This window comes from Streptomyces sp. BL1, assembly GCF_057628045.1.
Map to the genome: position 1 here is coordinate 7586510 of NZ_JBXYWZ010000002.1, position 19175 is coordinate 7605684.

The window sequence follows — 19175 nt, forward strand, 5'->3', positions numbered from 1 at the left end:
CCACCCGAGTATCGCTCACTGGCCGACCAGACCCGGCTGCAGGGTCTGCGTGTAGAGCACCCCGCCACCCTCCTCGTGCAGTCGTACGGTCAGCTCGCCGCTGCCGCCGTCGATGTCCACCTGACCGAAGTACTGTCCGCCCTCCATCGGCGACACGTTCGCCTTCGTCGGCGCCTTCACGAACTTCTGCCGCGGACCGAACGTCCCGTCCAGCTTCAGTGCCGGGAATCCACCCGCGTTCATCGGGCCCGACACGAACTCCCAGAACGGCGCGAAGTCCTGGAACGCCGCGCCCGACGGCTCGTAGTGCTGCGCACAGGTGTAGTGCACGTCCGTGGTGAACCACACCGTGCCCGTGATCCGGTCCCGCTTGATGTGCCGCAGCAGGTCAGCCAGTTGCAGCTCCCGGCCCAGCGGCGCGCCCGGGTCGCCCTGCGCGACCGCCTCGAAATCCGTCTTGCCGTCCGGCACGACCAGACCCAGCGGCATGTCGGACGCGATGACCTTCCACACCGCGCGCGAACGCGACAGTTCCCGCTTCAGCCACTTCAGCTGCCGCTCGCCGAGGATGCCCTGCTTGTCGTCGGGCTGCTTGTTGGGCGAATTGGCGTTCCGGTACGTGCGCATGTCCAGCAGGAACACGTCCAGCAGCGGCCCGCGGTGCACAACCCGGTACACCCGCCCGTCCTCGTCGCCGGGCGGCATCGTGCCGATGGGGAAGTATTCGCTGAACGCGCGGCGGGACCGGGCGGCGAGCGTGTCGACGTCCTTCACTTTGTACTTGGGGTCGTCCAGGATCTCGCCCGGGTACCAGTTGTTCGTCACCTCGTGGTCGTCCCACTGCACCAGCGACGGCACCTGCGCGTTGAACCGCCGCAGATTGGCGTCCAGCAGGTTGTAGCGGAAGTTGCCGCGGAACTCGGCGAGGGTCTCGGCGACCTTCGCCTTCTCCTCCGTGGTGATGTTCCGCCAGACCCTGCCGTCGGGCAGTTCGACCTTCTCCTTGATGGGCGAGTCCGCGTAGATGGTGTCGCCGCTGTTGAGGAAGAAGTCCGGGTTCAGCCGGCGCATCTCCTCGAAGACCGGGTAGCCGCCTCGGTCCGGGTTGATACCCCAGCCCTGCCCGGCCAGATCGCCCGACCACAGGAACCGCACCCCCGCGCGGCGGCCCTCCGGCGCCGTACGGAAGGTGCCCTCGACCGGCTCGCCCGTACGCCGCGGATCCTCCGGGTCGGCCAGTACCACCCGGTAGTGCACCTGTTTACCGGCGGGCAGCCCGTACAGCGGCGTACGCCCCGTGAAGTCCGTCTCCGGGCCGATCAGCGGCCCCAGCCAGCGGCGCGCACCGCGGAAGGACTCCGTCGCCGACGTCTCGACCACCATCCGCGCCGGACGGTCCGAGCGCACCCAGACCAGACCCGACGACGACGTGACATCCCCGGCCTGCACACCCCACTTGGCCGCCGGGCGGCCGCCGAGCGCCTGAGCCGGCGCGGCACCCGCCGCGGCGAGCCCGGGCAGCGACAGCGCCGCGGACGCGGCCAGGGAGCCGCGCAGCACCGAACGCCGCGCGGGCGTCGCGGGAGTTCTGCCGGGGGTGGCCGGTTTGTCGTGCGCCATGAACGTCCTCCTGAACAGTCGCAGTTCTACGGCCCGTACGGTCGCGGACCGTACGAGCAACAGCCGTGCGCACACGGCGTACTGACGTATAGCCGTCCCGTGTGTGGCACACGCGACGCTCCAGTGAACACCGGCACCGCAGCGGACATAAGGGGTGGGACCAAGACACCGTGGTGCCCAGGCGTACCGCCCTCTAGGATTCTGGACGATGAGTGCCAAGCGGAGATCACACGCCCAAGGGGTCAGCCTGCGCAAGGGACCTGGCGGCGTGTCGGACGGTGAGGCGGCCACGGGGGACGCCACCGTTCCCGCCCTGCGCATCCCCCTGCCCGGACAGCCCGCTCCCGGTGCCGAGGAGCCCGTCACCGGCGACCCGCGCGCCCTCCTCGCCGAGGCGCGCCGCCTCAGCGACACCGGCCACCCCTCCGCGCAGGACGCCTGGCGCCGCGCCGACGCCGCCGTACGGCAGACCGGCACCACACTGCCGCAGGGCGAACAGGCCGAGCTGGCCGACCACCGGGCCATGGACCTCGCCCGTACGGAACCGGCCGCGGGCGCCGCACAGTTCGCCGAGGCCGCCGCGCTCTACGACGCCGCCGGCGAACCCGGCAAGGCCGTCGCCTGCCGCGCCCGCGCCGCCCTCGCCACCGGCTACGCCGGCAGCCCCGAAGACGCCCTGACACGGCTTCAGCCCCTGTGCGCACAGGCCCTGGAGCTGCACAGCGCGGGCCGGCTCAGCACCCGGCACGCCACCGCCGTACTCCTCTCCCGCGCCCGCATCCGCGGCGTCCTCCTGGAGACCGCCGACGACCCGGCACAGGCCGCCGCCGTCCTCGACGGCGAACTCGCCGACCTCGTCGCGCTCGCCGAACCGGACCGCGAACAGCCCGCCGTACTCGCCCGCATCGCCGACGCCACCGAGACCCGCGGCCGCCTCGCAGCCCAGCGCGGCGACGCACCCACCGCCGCCGGGCACCTGGCCGCGGCCGCGGACCTGTACCGCGAGGCCGGCCGTGCCTGGTACGCCGCCGGCGCCGAACTCGCCCACGCCCAGGCCCTGATGGACGACGAACGGCCCGCCGACGCGGAGGCGGCGCTGCGCCGCGCCCTCGACGCCGGCGACGCGACCGAGGGGCTGGGCGCCGCCCGTACGGCACGGCTGCACCTGGCCCTCGCCGAATCCCTCGCCTACCAGGAACGCGCGGCAGAGGAGGCCGGAGCCCTCCAACAGGCCGTCCAGTGGGCCGAGGCCGCCGGAGACGCCGCGGGCCTCGGCACCCACGCCCGGCTGCGCCTCGGCGGCACCTACCTCGCACTGGACTGCCCCGCGTACGCCGTGACCACTCTGCGCGACGCGCTGCCCCAACTGCTCGCCGGACACGACGAGGCCGACGTCGTACAGGCCCGCTGGTGGCTGGGTGAGGCCCTCGCCCGTACCGGCGAACACGCGGCGGCGGCAGGGGAGTACCTCCAGGCCGCCGACCTCGCGCGCGCCTGGGAGAACCAGCACAACCACGCCGTCCTCGCCCACCTCGGCGCCAACGAACTCTCCACCGCAGGCCAGTACGCGGAGGCCGGCCCCGCCTACGAGCGCGCCGAGGACGTATGGCGCGGCCTCGGCTGGACGGAGGGCGTCGTACGGGTGCTGCGCTCCCGTGCCTGGCTCGCCATGACCGCCCACCCCGAGGGCGGCACCACCACCGTCGCCAAGGCCGTCGAACTGGTAGCCGCGGCCCTCACCGCGCTCGAACAGGGCCTCCAGACCGCCACGGGCCGCCACCAGCTCGACCTCCAGCTCGAACTCGGCCGCGTCTACCGCCAGTCCGCCGAACTCCTGCTGCGCACCGCCTCCGGCCCGCCCGGCCCCTCGGTCGACCCCGAACAGAACGCCGTGAACCGCGCCGCCTACCAGGAAGCGGTCCTCCACACCGACCAGTCCGTCGCCGTCTTCCAGGCCTGCGGCGAGGCGGGCGCCGAAGAGCGCACCTCCGCGGACCTCTTGGCAGCCCGCCTCGAACTGGCCCTCGACCGCCCCACCGCAGCCACGACCCGAGCCCACCGCATCCTCGCCACAGACCCCCACCACAAGGAAGCGTCCACCCTCCTCGCGGAGGCGACGGCGGACTGACCCGTCAGCCGGAGAGGCCGCGTTCGACGAGCCAGGCGATGAGTTCGCCGGTGTCCACGTTGAGCGTCGTGAAGTGCGCCTCCAGCGGCTGCTCGTCGTTGGTCACCTCGTCCGGGCCGTAGATCCGGGAGGCGATGTCATTGCCGTTGCGGCCCTTGAGTTCCTCGATGAGCGCTTTGGTGCCCGGGACATGCGCCGCCGGCGGCTCGTGCTCGTACTTGACGCGTTTGTCGGCCTGCGCTTGAGCGATCCGGACCGGGACGGAAACGGCGAGGTCGGGGTTCATCTTCGCCAGCTGCCTGTCGAACTCCTTCTGATCGTCGTTGGGGTCGTCGGGATAGCTGGGGTCCAGGGCGGTCCGTCGGCGGAACTGCTCATTGCCCATCAGACTGCCGTAGGAGTCCTGGGGGTTGCTCAGCTCGGCGCGGGACCTTTCCCACACCTGGGGCCAGAATCCGTAGCCCTTGGCCGACAGCACCCGCTCCGGGTCGATGACCTTGATGTGGCCGGCGGTGCCTTCGTCCACGAGGGAACCGGCGATGGCGCCGGCCAGGAACAGCGGGGTGAACGCATACCCGTCGCTCTTGAAGACGTTCAACGGGTGCGCACCGGCGTGGACGATGTCCAGGGGGTGGTTGGCCGGGGCCGTCGCCGCCACCGCGACCAGTCCTTCCACCCGGCCCGGGGCCTCGGCCGCGGCGAACAACGCGGCCTGGCCGCCCTGGGAATGCCCCACGAGAGCAAACCGGTCGGATAGCTCGTCGGGGAACAGACGGCGTGCGGCCAGGACGATGTCCAGGGCGCCGCGGGCCTCGGACTGGCCGAGCAGGTAGGGGTGGAGCTTGGTCGCGGTTCCGGTGCCCAGGGCCTCGTAGTCGGTCATGGCCACGGCCCAGCCCTGCTCCAGGAAACGGCCGAGCATCGTGGTGGGGTAGGCGTTCATGGGGGAGGCCCCCGTGTCCCCCCGGTCGCGCGACGGCGCGACCCGGTTCGCCACGCCCACCGTGCCGTGGCACCAACTGACCAGCGGATAGCCGCCGTCCGGCACCGGGTGCTCGGAACGGTCGGGCAGGACGATGATGCCGGAAACGGCGACCGGGGCGGGTGTCTCGCCCGCACTCTCGGACCGGTAGAGGACCAGCCAGTTCTCGCCGCCCTCCGGCACCGATAAGGCGGACTCCAGCCTGCGCAGGTGGACCGGATCACCGGGGGCGCGGCCGGGCAGCGGGTCGGGCGGTGTGTAGAACGCGTCCCCTTCGGGGGTGTTCTTGATCAGGTCGTCGATGAGTGTGGCGTCGTTCACGGGCTTCCCCTCCCAGGAACCGCCCGGCACACGACGCACCGGCACGACAACTGGACACCGCGAGGACGCCCGGAAACGGCAGTGCAGGACGATCGGCCAGAACCTTTACACCGTGCACCGTCAACATAGCGCCCCCACCGGCCCCTGTATCCCTGCGGAATGAACCCGGGTCCGGTCGGCTCTGTCGGCTCATCTCACCTTCCGTACGGGCAGGATGGCGAGCGCTCCGAGGAGGCTGACGAGGGCGGCGCCGATGAGGAGCAGGGTGTAGCCGCCTCCGCCCGCGCTGATCAGGAAGGCGCCGAAGGCGGGGGCGAACACCTGGGGGCCGGCCATCGCGATGTTGAAGATGCCCAGGTCCTGGGAGGGGTTGTCGGGGTCGGGCAGGACGTCGATGACGAGGGCCAGATCGACGCCCATGTAGGTGCCGAAGGCGAGACCGAGCACGATCTCGGCGGCGTAGAACACGGTGAGCGTGTCCGCCTGGCTGAGCACCAGCATCCCCGCGCCGAATACCAGCGTGGACACGGCGATGAACGGTTTGCGCCGCCGGAACCTGTCGGAGAGCCAGCCCGCAGCCTGTGCGGCGACCATGACGCATACGCCGTAGAGCAGCGCGCCGGTCGCCATGGCGGCGGTCGCCTTCTGCGCGGAGAGGTCCAGTTCGTGCTGGAGGTACATCAGCCGGAACGTCATGAACATCCACGACGCGAGGGTGAGCAGGAAGCGGGAGAGCCAGGCCCAGGCGAAGTCGGGATGCTGACGGGGGCTCACCCAGAAGGTGCGCAGCAGGGCGCGGCGGCCCTCCCGGGGCGGCGGCCGGTGCAGCCGTTTGTCGGGCAGGAACACGGCGTACCCGAGGACGAGCAGCGCGCCGATGACGCCGGGTACGAGGAACAGCAGCAGCATGTCGCCGGTGAAGTACTGGGCGATCCACGTTCCCGCTGTCGGCGCCAGGTTCTGCATGATGCCGATCAGTCCGCTGACCTTGCCGCGCTGGTACTCGGGTATGTGGTCGGCGATGGTGGCGATGAAGGCGGCCAGCGCGGCGTTGGCGAAGACCGAGCCGAGGAAGAAGCCGACGGTCAGCATGGCGATGCTCGTGGCCGTCGCCATGAGCAGCAGGCTCGCGGTCAGTCCGGCCATGCCGACGACGAGCCAGGGGCGCCGTCGTCCGAAGCGGCCGGTCGTACGGTCGCTGATGCGGCCGAACACGGGGTTGGCGAGCAGCGCCGCCACCGACCCCGTACTGGTCACGATGCCCAGGGAGGTGGCCTGTTGGCCCGGGCCCACGAGGTCCTGCACTTTGAGCTGCAGGCTCGTCAGGATCGGTGTCATCAGGGCGAGGAACAGGCCGAACTGGGCGATGGCCATGCCGGTGACGAGGAGCGGTCCTGCTCTGCGGGCAGGCGGGGCGGGGGCCGGTGCGGTGCCGGGTGCGGGTTCCGGGGAGGTGCCTGAGGTGGTGGTCACACGTAGCTCCCTTGCGTACGGTGCCGTGGTTCCGGTGGCAGAGCCCCTCAGCGGGCCCTGCCACCGGGAAGGGGGGACGGGGTCAGTGCGGGTCGACGTGTACGGGGCAGGTGAGGCGGCGCTCCGGGCCCACCTCCCGTACGGGGCCGGCCAGTTCGACGCTGCCGTGCAGCCGGATGTCGGCACTGGAGGAGCCGACCAGGAGCCCCAGGCCGCCGGGCTCGACGAGGCGCTTGCCGGCCAGGCCCGTGAAGGAGACCTGGTCGGTGTGCAGCCGGAAGCTCACGCGTGCCTGCGCGCCGGGGGCGAGGGAGACGTTCGCGAAACCGGCCAGCATGAGGGCGGGGCGGGCGACTTGGGCCACGGGGTCCTCGAAGTACAGCTGTACGGCCTCCCGTCCGCGGCGGTCGCCGGTGTTGCGGACCAGGCAGGAGATGCCGACCTCACCGTCGGTGCCGATCCGTTCCGCTCCGATCACCAGGTCGCTGTAGGTGAACTCCGTGTAGGACAGCCCGTGTCCGAACGGGTACAGCGGCCGGTTGTCGAGGTTGCTGATGCCCTCGCTGAACCGGCCCAGGGGAGCGGCGAGATACGTGCCCGGCTGCCCACCCGGCGCGAACGGCACCTGCACCGGTAGCTTGCCCGAGGGCACGGTGCGGCCCGTCAGTACGCCCGCGAGCGCCGCGCCGCCCTCTTCGCCGGGCAGGAACGCCTGCACCAGCGCGGCGCAGTCGTCCGCGTACCGGCCCAGCGCGTACGGCCGGCCCGAGACGACGACCAGCACGACGGGCGTGCCGGTCGCCTGGACGGCCCGTACCAGTTCGCCCTGGACGCCGGGCAGTTCGAGGTCCGGAGCATCACAGCCCTCGCCGGAGGTGCCGCCGCCGAACATGCCGGACCGGTCGCCGACGGCGAGGACGGCGACGTCGGCTTCGGCGGCCGCGGCGACGGCGGCCGCGATGCCGCTGCGGTCCTCGTTGCGTACGGGGCAGCCCTCGGCGAACGAGAGTGCCGCGCCCGGCAGTTCGGCGCCGAGCGCCTCGCGCAGGGTGGGGATGCCGATGCCCGGGCCGCTGCCCGGATAGCGGGGGAGCACATGGTTCGGGAAGGCGTAGCAGCCGAGGAACGTGCGGGGGTCGTCGGCGCACGGCCCGATGAGGGCGACCTTGCGGGCGCGTTCCGGCGTCAGGGGCAGCAGGCCGTCGTCGTTCGCGAGGAGGACCACGGAGCGTTCGGCGGCCTCCCGGGCGAGCGCGCGGTTGCCGGCCGGATCCAACTCGCCGGAGTCCGCGCCGGGTTCCGCTGTCTGCCCCTCAGCGGCGGCGGTGCGGCCGGCCGTCTCCGGCGTCCAGTCCGCGTCGAGCAGTCCGAGCGCCAGTTTCTGCCGCAGTACCCGCCGCACCGCCCGGTCCACGAGCTCTTCCGCCACGCGCCCTTCGGCGACCTGCGCGGCCAGACTCTCCCCGTAACAGCGGGTGTTGGGCAGCTCCACGTCGAGCCCCGCCGTCAGCGCGAGCGCCGCCGCGTCCCCTTCGGTGGCGGCGACGCGGTGCATGGACGCCAGGAAGGCGACGGCGCCGTAGTCGGAGACGACCGTGCCGGTGAACCCCCACTGCTCGCGCAGCACACCGGTCAGCAGCGCGGTGTCGGCCGCCGCCGGTACGCCGTCCTGGTCGGTGTAGGAGTTCATCACCGACCCCACCGCGCCCTCGCGGACGGCCATTTCGAACGGCGGCAGGACGACGTCGGCCATCTCGCGCGGACCGATGGACACCGGCGCGTGGTTCCGCGCGCCGCGCGAGGCCGCGTGCCCGGCGAAGTGCTTCAGCGTCGCGATGATGCCGTGGGACTGCAGCCCGCGCACGTACGCGGTGCCGACGACGCCCGTCAGGTACGGGTCCTCGCCCAGCGTCTCCTCCACCCGTCCCCAGCGGTAGTCGCGTACGACGTCCAGCACGGGGGAGAGGCCCTGGTGCACACCGGAGGCGGCCATGTCCCGGCCGATGGCCGCGCCCACCCGTTCGGTCAGTCCGGGGTCGAAGGCCGCCGCCCAGGCCAGCGGGGTGGGATACACGCTGGCGCCGAAGGTGGCGAAGCCGGTCAGGCACTCCTCGTGCGCGATTGCGGGAATCCCCAGCCGTGTCCCGTCGGTCAACTTCCGCTGCCGCCGGTCGAGTTCGGCCCGGCCCTCCCGCGCGGAGACGGGGCGCGTGCCGTAGGGGCGGGTGAGATGGCCGATGCCGTGCGCCAGTGCGGCGTCCTCGTCGCTCCGGGGCGCGAGGGCGCCCTCCAGCGGCGCCACGCCGGCCCCCGCGCCGTCGCTTTCGGCGCCGGCACCCGCGCCGTCACCGTCACCGTCGGCCTTGGGCCAGTAACTGCCCAGCTGTGCCAGCTTCTCGGGCAGCGTCATCGCGGCGAGCAGGGCCTTGACGCGTTCCTCCGGGGAGCGGGTGGTGTCGTTCCAGAGCTGCATGCGACTCCTCCTGCGGCTGGCCATCGGCGCACCGCGGCAGGGAGTGCACTGAGGGCCGGTACGGGCGAATTAGTAATCTGGATTGACGAATTCGACGACGGCAGAGTGGCAACGTGCGTCACGTCCGTCAATGGGGTGCGACCAGATCTCTTCCGCCCCTGCGCCGTCGACGCCGGCCTCGGGCAGGGCAGGAGCGTCGTGAACCACCGCTCGTACCAGGGGGTTTGGGGCTCTCCGGGGCGGCCCGGTGCGAGGGCGGCCCGCGTGCGACGCCTGCGCGACGTCAGCGCACGACGAACGAGGGGAGCGCGCGCCGGACCGTCCCGGCACGCGCTCCCCTCGCGAAACTCCGGCCCGCGGCGGCTACTTCGGGAGGACCGCCGCTACGTGGGCGAGTGTGTGGGTGAAGCAGAGGGCATCGTCCACGCGTTGAGGGCGCAGGCCTGTGGGTGGACCGCCCTCAAGTTCCGCTTCCAGCGCTTCGGTTACCGCCGCCGCGGCGTCCGGTGGCGTGCGGGACTGTTCCAGCCACGGGGCGAGGGGGCGGGGGTGGTCGAAGATCTCGCGGCGTTCCGGGACGGCGCCCGCCGCGGCCAGCAGCTCCTCGATGCGTACTGCCGTCAGCGTCGTTCCGTGCGAGGGGTCGCGAAGGCGCTCCCAGCGGTCCACGTCCCCCGGCGTACGGGGATCCGTCACCAGGTCGGCGACGACGACGCGGCCGCCGGGCCGGCACACCCGTACCAGCTCCGCCGCCACGGCGGCCGGGTCCGGTACGTGGTGCAGCGAGTACCGGGTCACGCACAGCGTGAACGAGCCGTCGAGGAAGGGGAGTCGAGCCGCGTCGCCGCTCTGGAAGACGAGGTTGCGCACGCCCTCCTCGTCGGCGGCCTCCTTGCCCCGCTCCAGCATGTCGCGGGTCAGGTCCAGTGCGGTGACCTGGCCCGCGCGGGCGGCGAGCGCCCGCGCGACCAGTCCCGTACCGCAGGCCGCGTCCAGGCACACGTCGGAGGCGCGGGGCGCGGCGAAGTCCACCAGCCGCTCCAGGTGCCGGGTGAATGCGGAGTTGAGCCGGCTGTCCTCGAACGTATCCGACTGCCGGGCGAACTCCCGCCGGGTGACGGCCTGGTGGGACTCGGCAGCCGCGTCTCTGCCGTCCTCCGTCGTGTGCCCGTGATCCGTCACTTGACGGCGGCCCGCGCCGTGTCGCTGATGACGCGGGCGACGATCGCCGGGTCGTCGTTCATCGGGACGTGGCCGCAGCCGCGCAGCCGTACGAGTCGCGCCCCGGGCAGGATCTTCTTCGCGCGGATGCCCTGGCGGCGCAGCAGGAGCATGTCCTTGTCGCCCCAGGCGACCGTGACCGGGATGTCCGCGAGGTCGCCGTCGAACAGGGTGTCCGGGCGCCGTCCGGCCTCCAGCGTCTCGCGGAAGCCCGTCGCCTCCTTCAGCGCGCGGGTCTCCGCTACCACCGCCTCCGGTGAACGCCGCCCGGGGCGGGCGTATATGGAGCTCGTCAGCGCGAAACGGCCCGCCGCGCTGCGTGCCAGCATCCGTACCGCAGGCTCCGGCAGCGCCTTCGCGCCGGCGCGCATGCCCAGCAGTACGCCGTACGCCCACCGGCGCTCCCAGTCCACCCAGAAGCCGGCGGGGGAGAGGGCCGTCACCGAGCGGGCGTGGCCCGCCACACCGAGCTCCAGCGCGAGCAGCCCGCCGAGCGAATTGCCCACCACGTGCGGCCGTTCCACGCCGAGCTCCTCGAACGCGGCGGCCAGCGCGGGCACGACGCCGGCCGTGTCGTACGCGATGCCGTCCGGCAGGGGCGGCGAGGTGCCGAAGCCGGGCAGGTCGGGGGCGATGACGTCGTAGGAGGCGGTCAGCGCGCTCAGCACCGGTTCCCAGGCCTGCCAGTGGTGGCCGATGCCGTGCAGCAGTACCAAGGGCTCGCCGTCGCCGCGCCGTTCGTACGCGATGTCGAAGGGCGGCATGCCGCCGGGTGAGACGCGGACGACCGAGTCGGAGACGCGCACCGGAGGGTGCGGAGAGGCGATGGCAGTCATGTTCCACTCCTGGGAAGGGCATCGGCCTGCGGGCCGCGGGCTGCGCCGGGGGCGGTGCTCGCCGGCCGGCCGGGCAGGCACCAGGGTGGGGAGCGGCTGCCTCGGTACGGGGAGAGGCCGCCCCGGCTCATTGGACACGATGTCAGCAACGCCCGCCGCGGGGAAGCCTGTTGCACGCCGATATGCGCGGGCGGCGTCCCCCGGAGGCCCGAGCCCCCGCCCGCCGGAGTCGGCGCCCCGTACGCGAGCCCGGCCCCGCCCGCAGGAACCCGCCCCCCCCGTGCGCGAGACCCCGCCCCGCACACATCGCGCCCGCAACCGCGGGGCCGTTGCGGGGCGTGTGAGCCCAGTAGCATGCTGCGATGTTGACCAACGAGGGAGAGCTGTGACGAGCGTCGACGACAATGTGCTGACTCCGCTGGGGCCGGGGGACCCGCGGGAGATCTCCGGGTACCCGCTGCTCGCCAAGGTCGGCGAGGGCGGCATGGGCGCCGTGTACCTCTCCCGTACGCGCGGCAACCAGCCGGTCGCGCTGAAGGTCATCCGCGGCGAGTACGCGCAGAACGCCGACTTCCGCGCCCGTTTCGAACGCGAAGTGCAGGCCGCACGGCGGGTGTCGGGCTACCACATCGTTCCGGTCCTCGACCACGACATGCAGGGCGACCAGCCGTGGATCGTCACCTCGTACGTGCCGGGCCTGCCACTGGACGACGCGCTGACCTTCTTCGGGCCGCTGCCGCTGTCCGCGACGTTCCAGCTGGTCGGCTGCACCGCGCAGGCGCTCGCCTCGGTGCACGCCGCCTCGGTCGTCCACCGGGACCTCAAGCCCGGCAACATTCTGCTCAGTTCGGACGGCCCCTGGGTCATCGACTTCGGCATCGCGCGCGCCACCGACACCACGCAGCTCACCCAGACCGGCGGGTTCATCGGCACCCCGCAGTACATGTCGCCCGAGCACGCGCTGGGCAGGGAAGTCACCGGAGCGACGGACATCTTCGCCCTCGGCCTCATCGCCGCGGTGGTGGCCACGGGCCGCCACCCGTACGGCGAGGGCGCGGGCCTCTCCATCGCCGCCACCATCGCCAACACCGACCAGCGCCCGCCGGACCTGAGCGGCTACCCGGACGCGCTGCGCGAACTGCTGACGGTCTGTCTGCAGGCCGATCCCGCACAGCGTCCCGGTCCCGCCGAGCTCGCCGACTGGTGCGAGCGGGCGTCGGGGCGGCAGCGCCGGGACTTCGACGGCTGGCTGCCCGAACCGCTCGCCACGGAGATCGCCCGCAGGGAGGCCGCGGCCCGGCGACCCCCGGAGCCGGGTCCGGCCCCGGCCGCCGGCGCCCCAACTGCCGCGCCCGGCACGGGAAATGGGCCTCCTGCGCCCCAGCCCGCCCCCGGCGCTCCCGCCCCGCAATCCGCCGCCGGCCGGCCCATCGACGAGTCCACCGGCCGGCCCGCCGAGTACGTCCCGACCCAGGCCCCCACCGGCGCCCCCTCCGGCCCGCCCGCCCCCGCGTATGCCGCGACCCAGTCCACCGCCCCGCCGCAGGGGCCCGGCCAGGGCCCGCCGCCCGCCGGCGGACGAAAGCCGCGCAATCCGCTGGTCATCGCAGGCGCCGTGGTCGCCGCGCTCGTCGTGGCCGGAGTGGCATGGGCGGTCGTGCCGGGCGTCGGGGGCCCGGAGGACCCGGCTTCCGGCAAGGGCGGGGCGAGCGGCGCGCCGTCGGCCGGTGAGGACGCGCCGGTCCAGGCCGGCTACCGGCAGGTGTTCAAGGAGAAGCCGGTGACCCTCGGTTACCCGGACACGCTCGCGGGCTTCGGCAACGCCAACCTCGATGTCCCCAAGCAGGACAAGGACGCGCCGCAGGCGGGGAGGATCTCTCAGGCGGACCGGGAGATCACCATGTGGAAGTCCGAGATCCTCTTCGCCACGAAGACCGGCAAGAGCCTCGGCCCCACACCACAGGAGTGCAAGGCCGCACCGAAGAAGCGCGCGTTGCCGGACAGCATGCACGTGGGCGAGTTGAAGGGCGTCCGGAGCATCGGCAAGGGCACCCTCCTGTGCACCGTCACCAGCAGGGGCAATCTGTCCCTGCTCAAGATCACCGAGGTGGATCGACCGGCGCCGCCCAAGGCCGGAGAGCAGCCTCGCCTGCCGCAGTTCAAGGGCATGGTCACCCTGTGGAAGCCGGCGAAGTAGCAGCAAGACCGAGAAGCGGGGCGTTCCGGACCCGCAGGCGAAGGTCATGTGCCACTCGAAGCTGCTTGACGGGTCGCGGCCGTCCGGAAACGGAGGACCGCGGGGCGTGTCCACCGGACGCGCCCCGCGGTGCTGCGCCCATCTGCTCGCCCAACTCCCGGAAATCCGCACTAGGATCGGGCGCGTGACCAATGACGGCACCACCGCCACCGGCACCTCCGTATCCGGCGCCCCGGAGCCCGCCGGCACCCTGGAGTCCGCCGGCGATCCCGCCGCCTCCGGCGATCCCGCCGCTGCCGAGGTCTTCGAGCAGCACCGGCAGGTCCTCGACGGGGTGGCCTACCGCATGCTCGGCCGCGTCGCCGACGCCGAGGACGTCGTCCAGGACGCCTGGCTGCGCTGGGCCGGCGCCGACCGCGACACCGTGCGCGAACCCCGCGCCTATCTCGTACGGATCACCACGCGGCTCGCCATCGACCGGCTGCGGCAGGCGCAGTCGCGCCGGGAGACGTACGTCGGCCAGTGGCTGCCCGAGCCGCTGCCCACCGACACCGCGGTCGCCCCCTCGGCCGCGGCCCCCGACGGCGCGGACCGGGCCGTGCTCAACGAGTCCGTCTCACTCGCCGTACTGATCGTGCTGGAGTCCCTCTCACCGCTGGAACGCGCCGTGTTCGTGCTCCGTGAGGCCTTCGGCTTCCCGTACGCGGAGATCGCCGAGACGCTGGAGCGCGGCGAACCGGCCGTCCGTCAGCTCGCCGGCCGCGCCCGCAAGCACGTCGCCGAACGCCGGCCCCGTTTCGAGACCGACCCCGCGCAGCAGCGCGCGCTGACCGAGCGTTTCCTGACCGCCGCGAGCGAGGGCGACCTCGACGGGCTCCTCGCCGTACTCGCCCCGGACGTGCAGCTCGTGGGCGACAGCGGCGGCAAGGCCAAGGCGCCGCCGCAGGTTCTCGTGTCCGCCGACAAGGTGGGCCGGTTTCTCGCCGCTGTCGGACCGCAGGGCGGCACCTACGAGTTCACGTTCACCGAACTCAACGGCGCGGTCGCGGTGCTCGCCACCGAACAGGGGCGGCCCATCGCGGCGTTCGTCCTGGACGTCGCCGACGGCCGCATCCAGCGTGTCTACGTGGTGAGCAACCCGGACAAGCTCCAGCACCTCAAGCCGACGGCCGGGTAGGAGGGGCTGCGGCCTGCGGGCCGTGGCCCCGGGCCGGGTTCACATTCCGCCGGCCACCCGCAGGACCGCGCCGGTGGCGTACGAGGACTCGTCCGACATCAGCCAGGCCACCGCGTTCGCGATCTCCTCCGGGTGGCCCGGCCGCCGCAGCGGGGTGAGCTCGGCCTTCTTCCACGGCCGGTCCGCGTCGCCCATGGCCGCGTGCATGCCGGTCAGTACGGTGCCGGACTGTACGGCGTTGACCCGTACCCCCTCCGGTCCGAACTCCTTGGCCAGGCCCACCGTCATCGCGTCGACGGCGGCCTTGCTCGCCGCGTAGTGCACGTACTCGCCGGGCGAGCCGAGCGTCGCCGCGCCGGAGGAGATGCTCACCACGGTGCCGCCCGTCCCGCCGTACGCCGTCGACATCTCGCGCAGCGCCCGTCGCGCGCACAGCAGCGCACCCGTCACGTTGACGTCGACGACCCGCCGCATGTCCTCGGGCGAGGTCTCCGTGAACCGCCCCAACGGGCCGGTCACTCCCGCGTTGTTGACCAGTCCCGTGACCGGGCCCAGCCCGTCCCGTACCTGGTCGAAACAGGCGTCGACCTGCTCGGCCACGCTCGTGTCGAGACGTACCGGCAGCGCGTCGACGCCCTGGGCGCGTACGGCGGCGGCGACCTTCTCGGCGTCCTCCCGCGAGTGCTCGTAGCCGACGGCGATGCTGTGCCCGTCCCGGGCGAGGCGCAGTGCCGTGGCGGCGCCGATGCCGCGGGCACCGCCGGTGACGAGGGTGACCTTCGGCTGCCGTGCCGGGTGCCGCTCCGTCATGGTCCGCTCCTCGCCGTCGCCAAGATGATCGATCATTGCATCCCGTACCGGCGCGGAACAGCCCCCGAGGGGCGCGGATTGGTATTGACCAAGGGTTAAGGGAGCCTTATGGTCGCAGCCATACGCAACAACCTTTCAAAAACAACCACACGGAAAACCCTGTGGGAACACGGCGATTGCGGAGGCAAGGGTGGGGACCACGCAGCTGGACACAGTGCCGGAGCCGAAGTACCGGCATCTGAAGACCGTGCTCTCCGACGCGCTCGACTCCGAGTTCTCCGTCGGCGAGATCCTGCCCAACGAGCGTGATCTGGCGGCCCGGTTCGGCGTCGCCCGTGCCACCCTCCGGCAGGCGCTCGAACAGCTCGAGCTCGAAGGCCGGCTGCAGCGCCGCCGCGGTGTCGGTACGACCGTCGCCCCGCCCCGCATCGGCGTCGAGGTCGGCCCCGACGGCCAGGGCTGGCCGGGCGAGCTCGGCGACGACTGGCACACCGAGAGCCACGAGCACGCCGCCCCGCCGCCGCCCGTCGCCCTGCTCTTCGGAGAGCGGCACGAGAGCGACGCCCCCGCCGTACACGCGGTGCGCCGGACCCGTGTGACGCACGGTCAGCCCGTCGCCGCGGAGCTGCTGTACGTACCGGACGCCTCCGTTCCCACCGTCCCCACCGACGAGGAGACGCGGGGGACCGCCGTGGCCCACGCCGTGCTGCGCGAGCTGCGGCGCCTCGAACTCGAGGGCCAGGAGCGCACGGTGGAGCTCGGCTCGGCCCGCGCCGACGACGCCCGTCAGCTCGACCGGCTGCCCGGCGCGCCCGTCCTCGTCGTCACCACCCGGTACGTGACGCGTGGCCGCACCGCCGCGGTCGCCGTCTCCACGTACCGCGCGGACACCTGCCGGCTCACCTTCGCCGACGGTGGCCCCGTCCCCGTCATGGCGGGCTGAACCCGTACCGGCCCGTCGGCCGGGATGTTGGGGTCCGGGCCGGTCAGTGCGGTGCGGGCCCCTCCAGCGCGAAGAGTTCGGCCTCCACGTGGTCGAGTGCCAGCCGCAGGGCGCCCGTTGCCACGGCCGCGTCGCCCAGCGCGGACAGCTCGACGCGCGGCGGCCGCAGGCAGTAGCGGGCCAACTCGCGGCGCAGCGGCTCCAGTACGCCGTCCAGACCGGACGCCCAGCCGCCGATCACGACCAGTTCCGGATCGAGGGCCAGCACCAGCGCCGCCACGTCGTGCACCAGCCGCTGCACGAACCGCTCCACGGCCCGGCCTGCCTGCTCGTCGCCCTCACGGGCGCGGGTGAACACCCGTGCCACAGCCGGTTCGTCCAGCGGATGCAGCGGTTCGTCCGTGACCGACAGCAGATGCTCGGGCGTGGCCTCCCGGCCCAGCAGATGCAGCGCCCCGATCTCCCCGGCCGCGCCGCCGAAGCCGCGGTGCAGCCGGCCGCCGATCAGCGATCCGGCGCCCGGGCTCAGCCCCGCCAGGACCATGACGACATCCTCGGAGCCGGACGCGGCCCCCTGCCAATGCTCGGCCAGGACACCGGCGTTGGCGTCGTTCTCGACCAGTACGGGGCAGCGGAAGGAGCGGCGCAGCCGCTCACCCAGCGGCAGTCCCGTCCAGCCGGGCAGCGCGGTGCCCAGCCGTATCCGCCCGTCGGACTCCACGATGCCGGGCGTACCGACGCCCACCGCGCGCAGCGCGCCGCGCGGCACCCCGCTCGTACGCAGCAGTTCGGCGACGGTCGACCGTGCGCACTCCAGCCGTTCCCCGGCATCCGCCCGGTCGTCGACGGTACGGGTGACCGTTCCCGCGAACCGGCCCGTCAGATCGGACAGTACGGCCGCGGTGCGGTGCGGGCCGATCTCGATGCCCAGCAGATGACCGGCGTCGGCGCGGAACCGGAACCGCCGCGCGGGCCGCCCCCGGCGGGAGCCGCCGGTGCCCGGGCCCGGCTCCTCGGCGGCCTCCGCGACCAGACCGGCCTCCATCAGCCCCTCGACCACGCCCTCCAGTGTCGGCCGGGACAGCTCCGTGGCGTGCACCAGATCGGTCAGAGTGAGGGCGGCCCCGCCGACGCGGGAGCGCAGCTCGCGCAGCACGACGGTGGAGTTGATCCGCCGCAGCAGGGACGGGTCCCTGCCGGTGAGACTCGCCAACTCCGCCTCCCTGCCGCCGGTGTGTGCAGCGGATCGTATCTGCTGCACACAGCCACGACGAGGGCGAACGCCACGCGGAAGCGGACGACGCGAAGGCGCCGCGCGTCACGGTCCGCGATCCGCGAGTGACTGCCCGCGTGAGCACCGCGGGCATCTCCCTTCGCAGCGGCGGTCACTCGCCGGCCAGTGCCGCCCGTACGATCGCCGCGGCCGCTCTGCCCGCCGCGAGCACCGGCTCGGTGCTGCGTGCGGCGCGGCCGAGCATGAAAGCGCCCTCCAGCAGCGCGATCACCGAGCTCGCCGTCTCCCGCGCGGCCGGCTGGGGGATGCCGCCCTCCGCGTAGTAGGCGGCGAGGCCGTCGGTCCAGCTGTCGAAGACGTCCGAAGTGGCCTGCCGGAGCTGCTCGTTGGTGCTCGCCACCTCCAGGGCGACGGTCGCGATCGGGCAGGGGTCGGCGAAGTCGAGCTCGCTCAGGGTCCGCGCCGCGCCGGTGAAGGCGTCGCCGGTGGCGGCGACCCTGTCCTCGTACGGCGTCATGAGGTCGACGACGAGGCCGAGATAAGCGGCGCCCGAGGTGCGGATCACCTCCTCGCCCAGCTGCGCCTTGCCCTTGGGGAAGAAGTGATAGATCGACCCGAAGGGTGCGCCCGCGGCCTCGGCGATCTGCTTCATGCCGGTGCCGGTGTAGCCCCTGTGCCGGAACAGTTCGGTGCCGGCGGTGACGATGCGCTGCCTGGTGTCTCGTGTGCCGGTGTCCTTGCTGTCGCTCACGGTGGGCCTCCGGGGCGCGGCCGTTGTGGTGTCGGGGATACCCGCCTATTGTCTCACTAGAACGCTCTATCTAGTACTCGTGCGACCGAGCCGGAGGCACTGTCATGCCAGAGATCGAGCTGAGCGCGGGCACCATCGACTACGAGGACACGGGCGGTGAAGGCTCCGTCGTCGTCCTCGTCCCCGGCCTCGGCTTCGACGCGTCGGTCTGGACCGAGGTCGTCTCCGAACTCCGTCCCGACTTCCGCGTGCTGGTCCCCGTACTGCCGACCGGCAGCCACCTGCGTCCGATGCGGCCGGACGCGGACCTGTCCGCGCACGGTGTCGCGGCGCTGCTGGCCGAGTTCATGGAACGCCTCGACCTCCGCGATGTCACCCTCGTCCAGAACGACGCCGGAACGGCCCAACTCCTCATCGGGGTACGGGACGAGCGCATCGCCCGGCTCGTCCTCACCTCCTGCGAGGCGCTGGACAACTACCCGCCGGGCTCACAGGGGAAGATGCTCGACCGGGCCGCCAAGGTGCCCGGCGGTCTCTTCCTGCTCATCCAGTCCTTCCGCTTCCCCGCCCTGGCACGCATGCGGATGTCGCTCGGCGGGATGGCGAAGAAGCGGCTCCCGAACGAGCTGATCGCCCGCTGGTACGGCCCGCTGCTGAGCAGCCGTGACATCCGGCGCGACCTCGCCAAGTTCTGCCGGGCTGTGGACCGGGACTGCTACGTGAAGGCGGCCGCGAACCTGCCCTCCTTCACCCGCCCCGCACTGGTCGCCTGGGGCGCCGAGGACCGCATGATGCCCCCGGCCACGGGCCGCCGCCTCGCGGAACTCCTGCCGAACGCGCACTACGTGGAGATCCCCGAAGCACGCACCCTGGTCCAGTTCGACAACCCGGCAGCCCTCACGTCGGAACTCCGCCGCTTCATCAAGGAGCACCCACTGCCCGCGGAGAGCTGAGCGGAGCCGTCGGGGCCGCCCCGCCCGTGCCCGGTGCTGCCCGGCGCGCGCCGTGG

14 protein-coding genes are annotated in these 19175 nt (G+C 72.8%); 5 read left to right on the forward strand and 9 right to left on the reverse strand.

Annotation, left to right across the window (positions count from 1 at the left end):
* Nucleotides 1–15 precede the first annotated feature (15 nt).
* Nucleotides 16–1620 (reverse strand): alkaline phosphatase D family protein, encoded by a 1605-nt coding sequence (locus tag AC3AGO_RS33320; protein ID WP_487824014.1) that lies wholly within the window; start codon nucleotides 1618–1620, stop codon nucleotides 16–18.
* A gap of 208 nt (nucleotides 1621–1828) precedes the next feature.
* Here AC3AGO_RS33320 and AC3AGO_RS33325 point away from each other — a divergent pair, with 208 nt between their 5' ends.
* On the forward strand, nucleotides 1829–3748 hold the full coding sequence (locus AC3AGO_RS33325) for a tetratricopeptide repeat protein (RefSeq protein ID WP_487824015.1): 1920 nt from the start codon (nucleotides 1829–1831) through the stop codon (nucleotides 3746–3748).
* Nucleotides 3749–3752: 4 nt separating this feature from the next.
* Here AC3AGO_RS33325 and AC3AGO_RS33330 read toward each other — a convergent pair whose 3' ends face one another.
* The 5 genes from AC3AGO_RS33330 to AC3AGO_RS33350 all read right to left on the reverse strand — a co-directional run bounded on the left by AC3AGO_RS33330 (nucleotide 3753) and on the right by AC3AGO_RS33350 (nucleotide 11054).
* The gene (locus AC3AGO_RS33330; RefSeq protein ID WP_487824016.1) at nucleotides 3753–5051 is read right to left on the reverse strand and encodes an alpha/beta fold hydrolase; all 1299 of its coding nucleotides are present in this window, start codon (nucleotides 5049–5051) and stop codon (nucleotides 3753–3755) included.
* A 189-nt stretch (nucleotides 5052–5240) separates the two neighbouring features.
* Nucleotides 5241–6524 (reverse strand): MFS transporter, encoded by a 1284-nt coding sequence (locus AC3AGO_RS33335; RefSeq protein WP_487824017.1) that lies wholly within the window; start codon nucleotides 6522–6524, stop codon nucleotides 5241–5243.
* 82 nt (nucleotides 6525–6606) lie between these two features.
* Entirely contained in the window at nucleotides 6607–8997 is a 2391-nt protein-coding gene (locus AC3AGO_RS33340) for a glycoside hydrolase family 3 N-terminal domain-containing protein (RefSeq protein WP_487824018.1), read from the reverse strand.
* Nucleotides 8998–9360: 363 nt separating this feature from the next.
* Complete coding sequence (locus AC3AGO_RS33345; RefSeq protein ID WP_487824019.1) at nucleotides 9361–10179, reverse strand: class I SAM-dependent methyltransferase; 819 nt, start codon at nucleotides 10177–10179, stop codon at nucleotides 9361–9363.
* On the reverse strand, nucleotides 10176–11054 hold the full coding sequence (locus tag AC3AGO_RS33350) for an alpha/beta fold hydrolase (RefSeq protein ID WP_487824020.1): 879 nt from the start codon (nucleotides 11052–11054) through the stop codon (nucleotides 10176–10178). The genes AC3AGO_RS33345 and AC3AGO_RS33350 overlap by 4 nt, the downstream gene beginning before the upstream one ends.
* Before the next feature lie 385 nt (nucleotides 11055–11439).
* Between AC3AGO_RS33350 and AC3AGO_RS33355 the strand changes: the two genes are divergently transcribed.
* Nucleotides 11440–13251 carry a serine/threonine-protein kinase gene (locus AC3AGO_RS33355; RefSeq protein WP_487824021.1) on the forward strand — a complete coding sequence of 604 codons (1812 nt, stop codon included), beginning with the start codon at nucleotides 11440–11442 and terminating at the stop codon, nucleotides 13249–13251.
* A gap of 250 nt (nucleotides 13252–13501) precedes the next feature.
* On the forward strand, nucleotides 13502–14428 hold the full coding sequence (sigJ, locus tag AC3AGO_RS33360; RefSeq protein WP_487824903.1) for an RNA polymerase sigma factor SigJ: 927 nt from the start codon (nucleotides 13502–13504) through the stop codon (nucleotides 14426–14428).
* Between the two features lie 39 nt (nucleotides 14429–14467).
* On the opposite strand, the gene AC3AGO_RS33365 is transcribed toward sigJ, so the two are convergent.
* Nucleotides 14468–15238, reverse strand: coding sequence for an SDR family NAD(P)-dependent oxidoreductase (locus AC3AGO_RS33365; RefSeq protein WP_487824904.1), 771 nt, complete (start codon nucleotides 15236–15238; stop codon nucleotides 14468–14470).
* Between the two features lie 190 nt (nucleotides 15239–15428).
* Between AC3AGO_RS33365 and AC3AGO_RS33370 the strand changes: the two genes are divergently transcribed.
* A complete protein-coding gene (locus AC3AGO_RS33370; protein ID WP_487824022.1) occupies nucleotides 15429–16181 on the forward strand; it encodes a GntR family transcriptional regulator in 753 nt (250 codons plus the stop codon).
* 43 nt (nucleotides 16182–16224) lie between these two features.
* Here AC3AGO_RS33370 and AC3AGO_RS33375 read toward each other — a convergent pair whose 3' ends face one another.
* Nucleotides 16225–17394: an ROK family protein gene (locus AC3AGO_RS33375; RefSeq protein WP_487824023.1), complete on the reverse strand. Its 1170-nt coding sequence runs from the start codon at nucleotides 17392–17394 to the stop codon at nucleotides 16225–16227.
* Nucleotides 17395–17566: 172 nt separating this feature from the next.
* Nucleotides 17567–18166, reverse strand: a complete 600-nt coding sequence (locus AC3AGO_RS33380; protein ID WP_487824024.1) for a TetR/AcrR family transcriptional regulator — start codon at nucleotides 18164–18166, stop codon at nucleotides 17567–17569.
* 104 nt (nucleotides 18167–18270) lie between these two features.
* On the opposite strand from AC3AGO_RS33380, the gene AC3AGO_RS33385 reads away from it, so the two are divergent.
* Nucleotides 18271–19119, forward strand: a complete 849-nt coding sequence (locus tag AC3AGO_RS33385; RefSeq protein ID WP_487824025.1) for an alpha/beta fold hydrolase — start codon at nucleotides 18271–18273, stop codon at nucleotides 19117–19119.
* The last annotated feature ends 56 nt before the right edge of the window (nucleotides 19120–19175 follow it).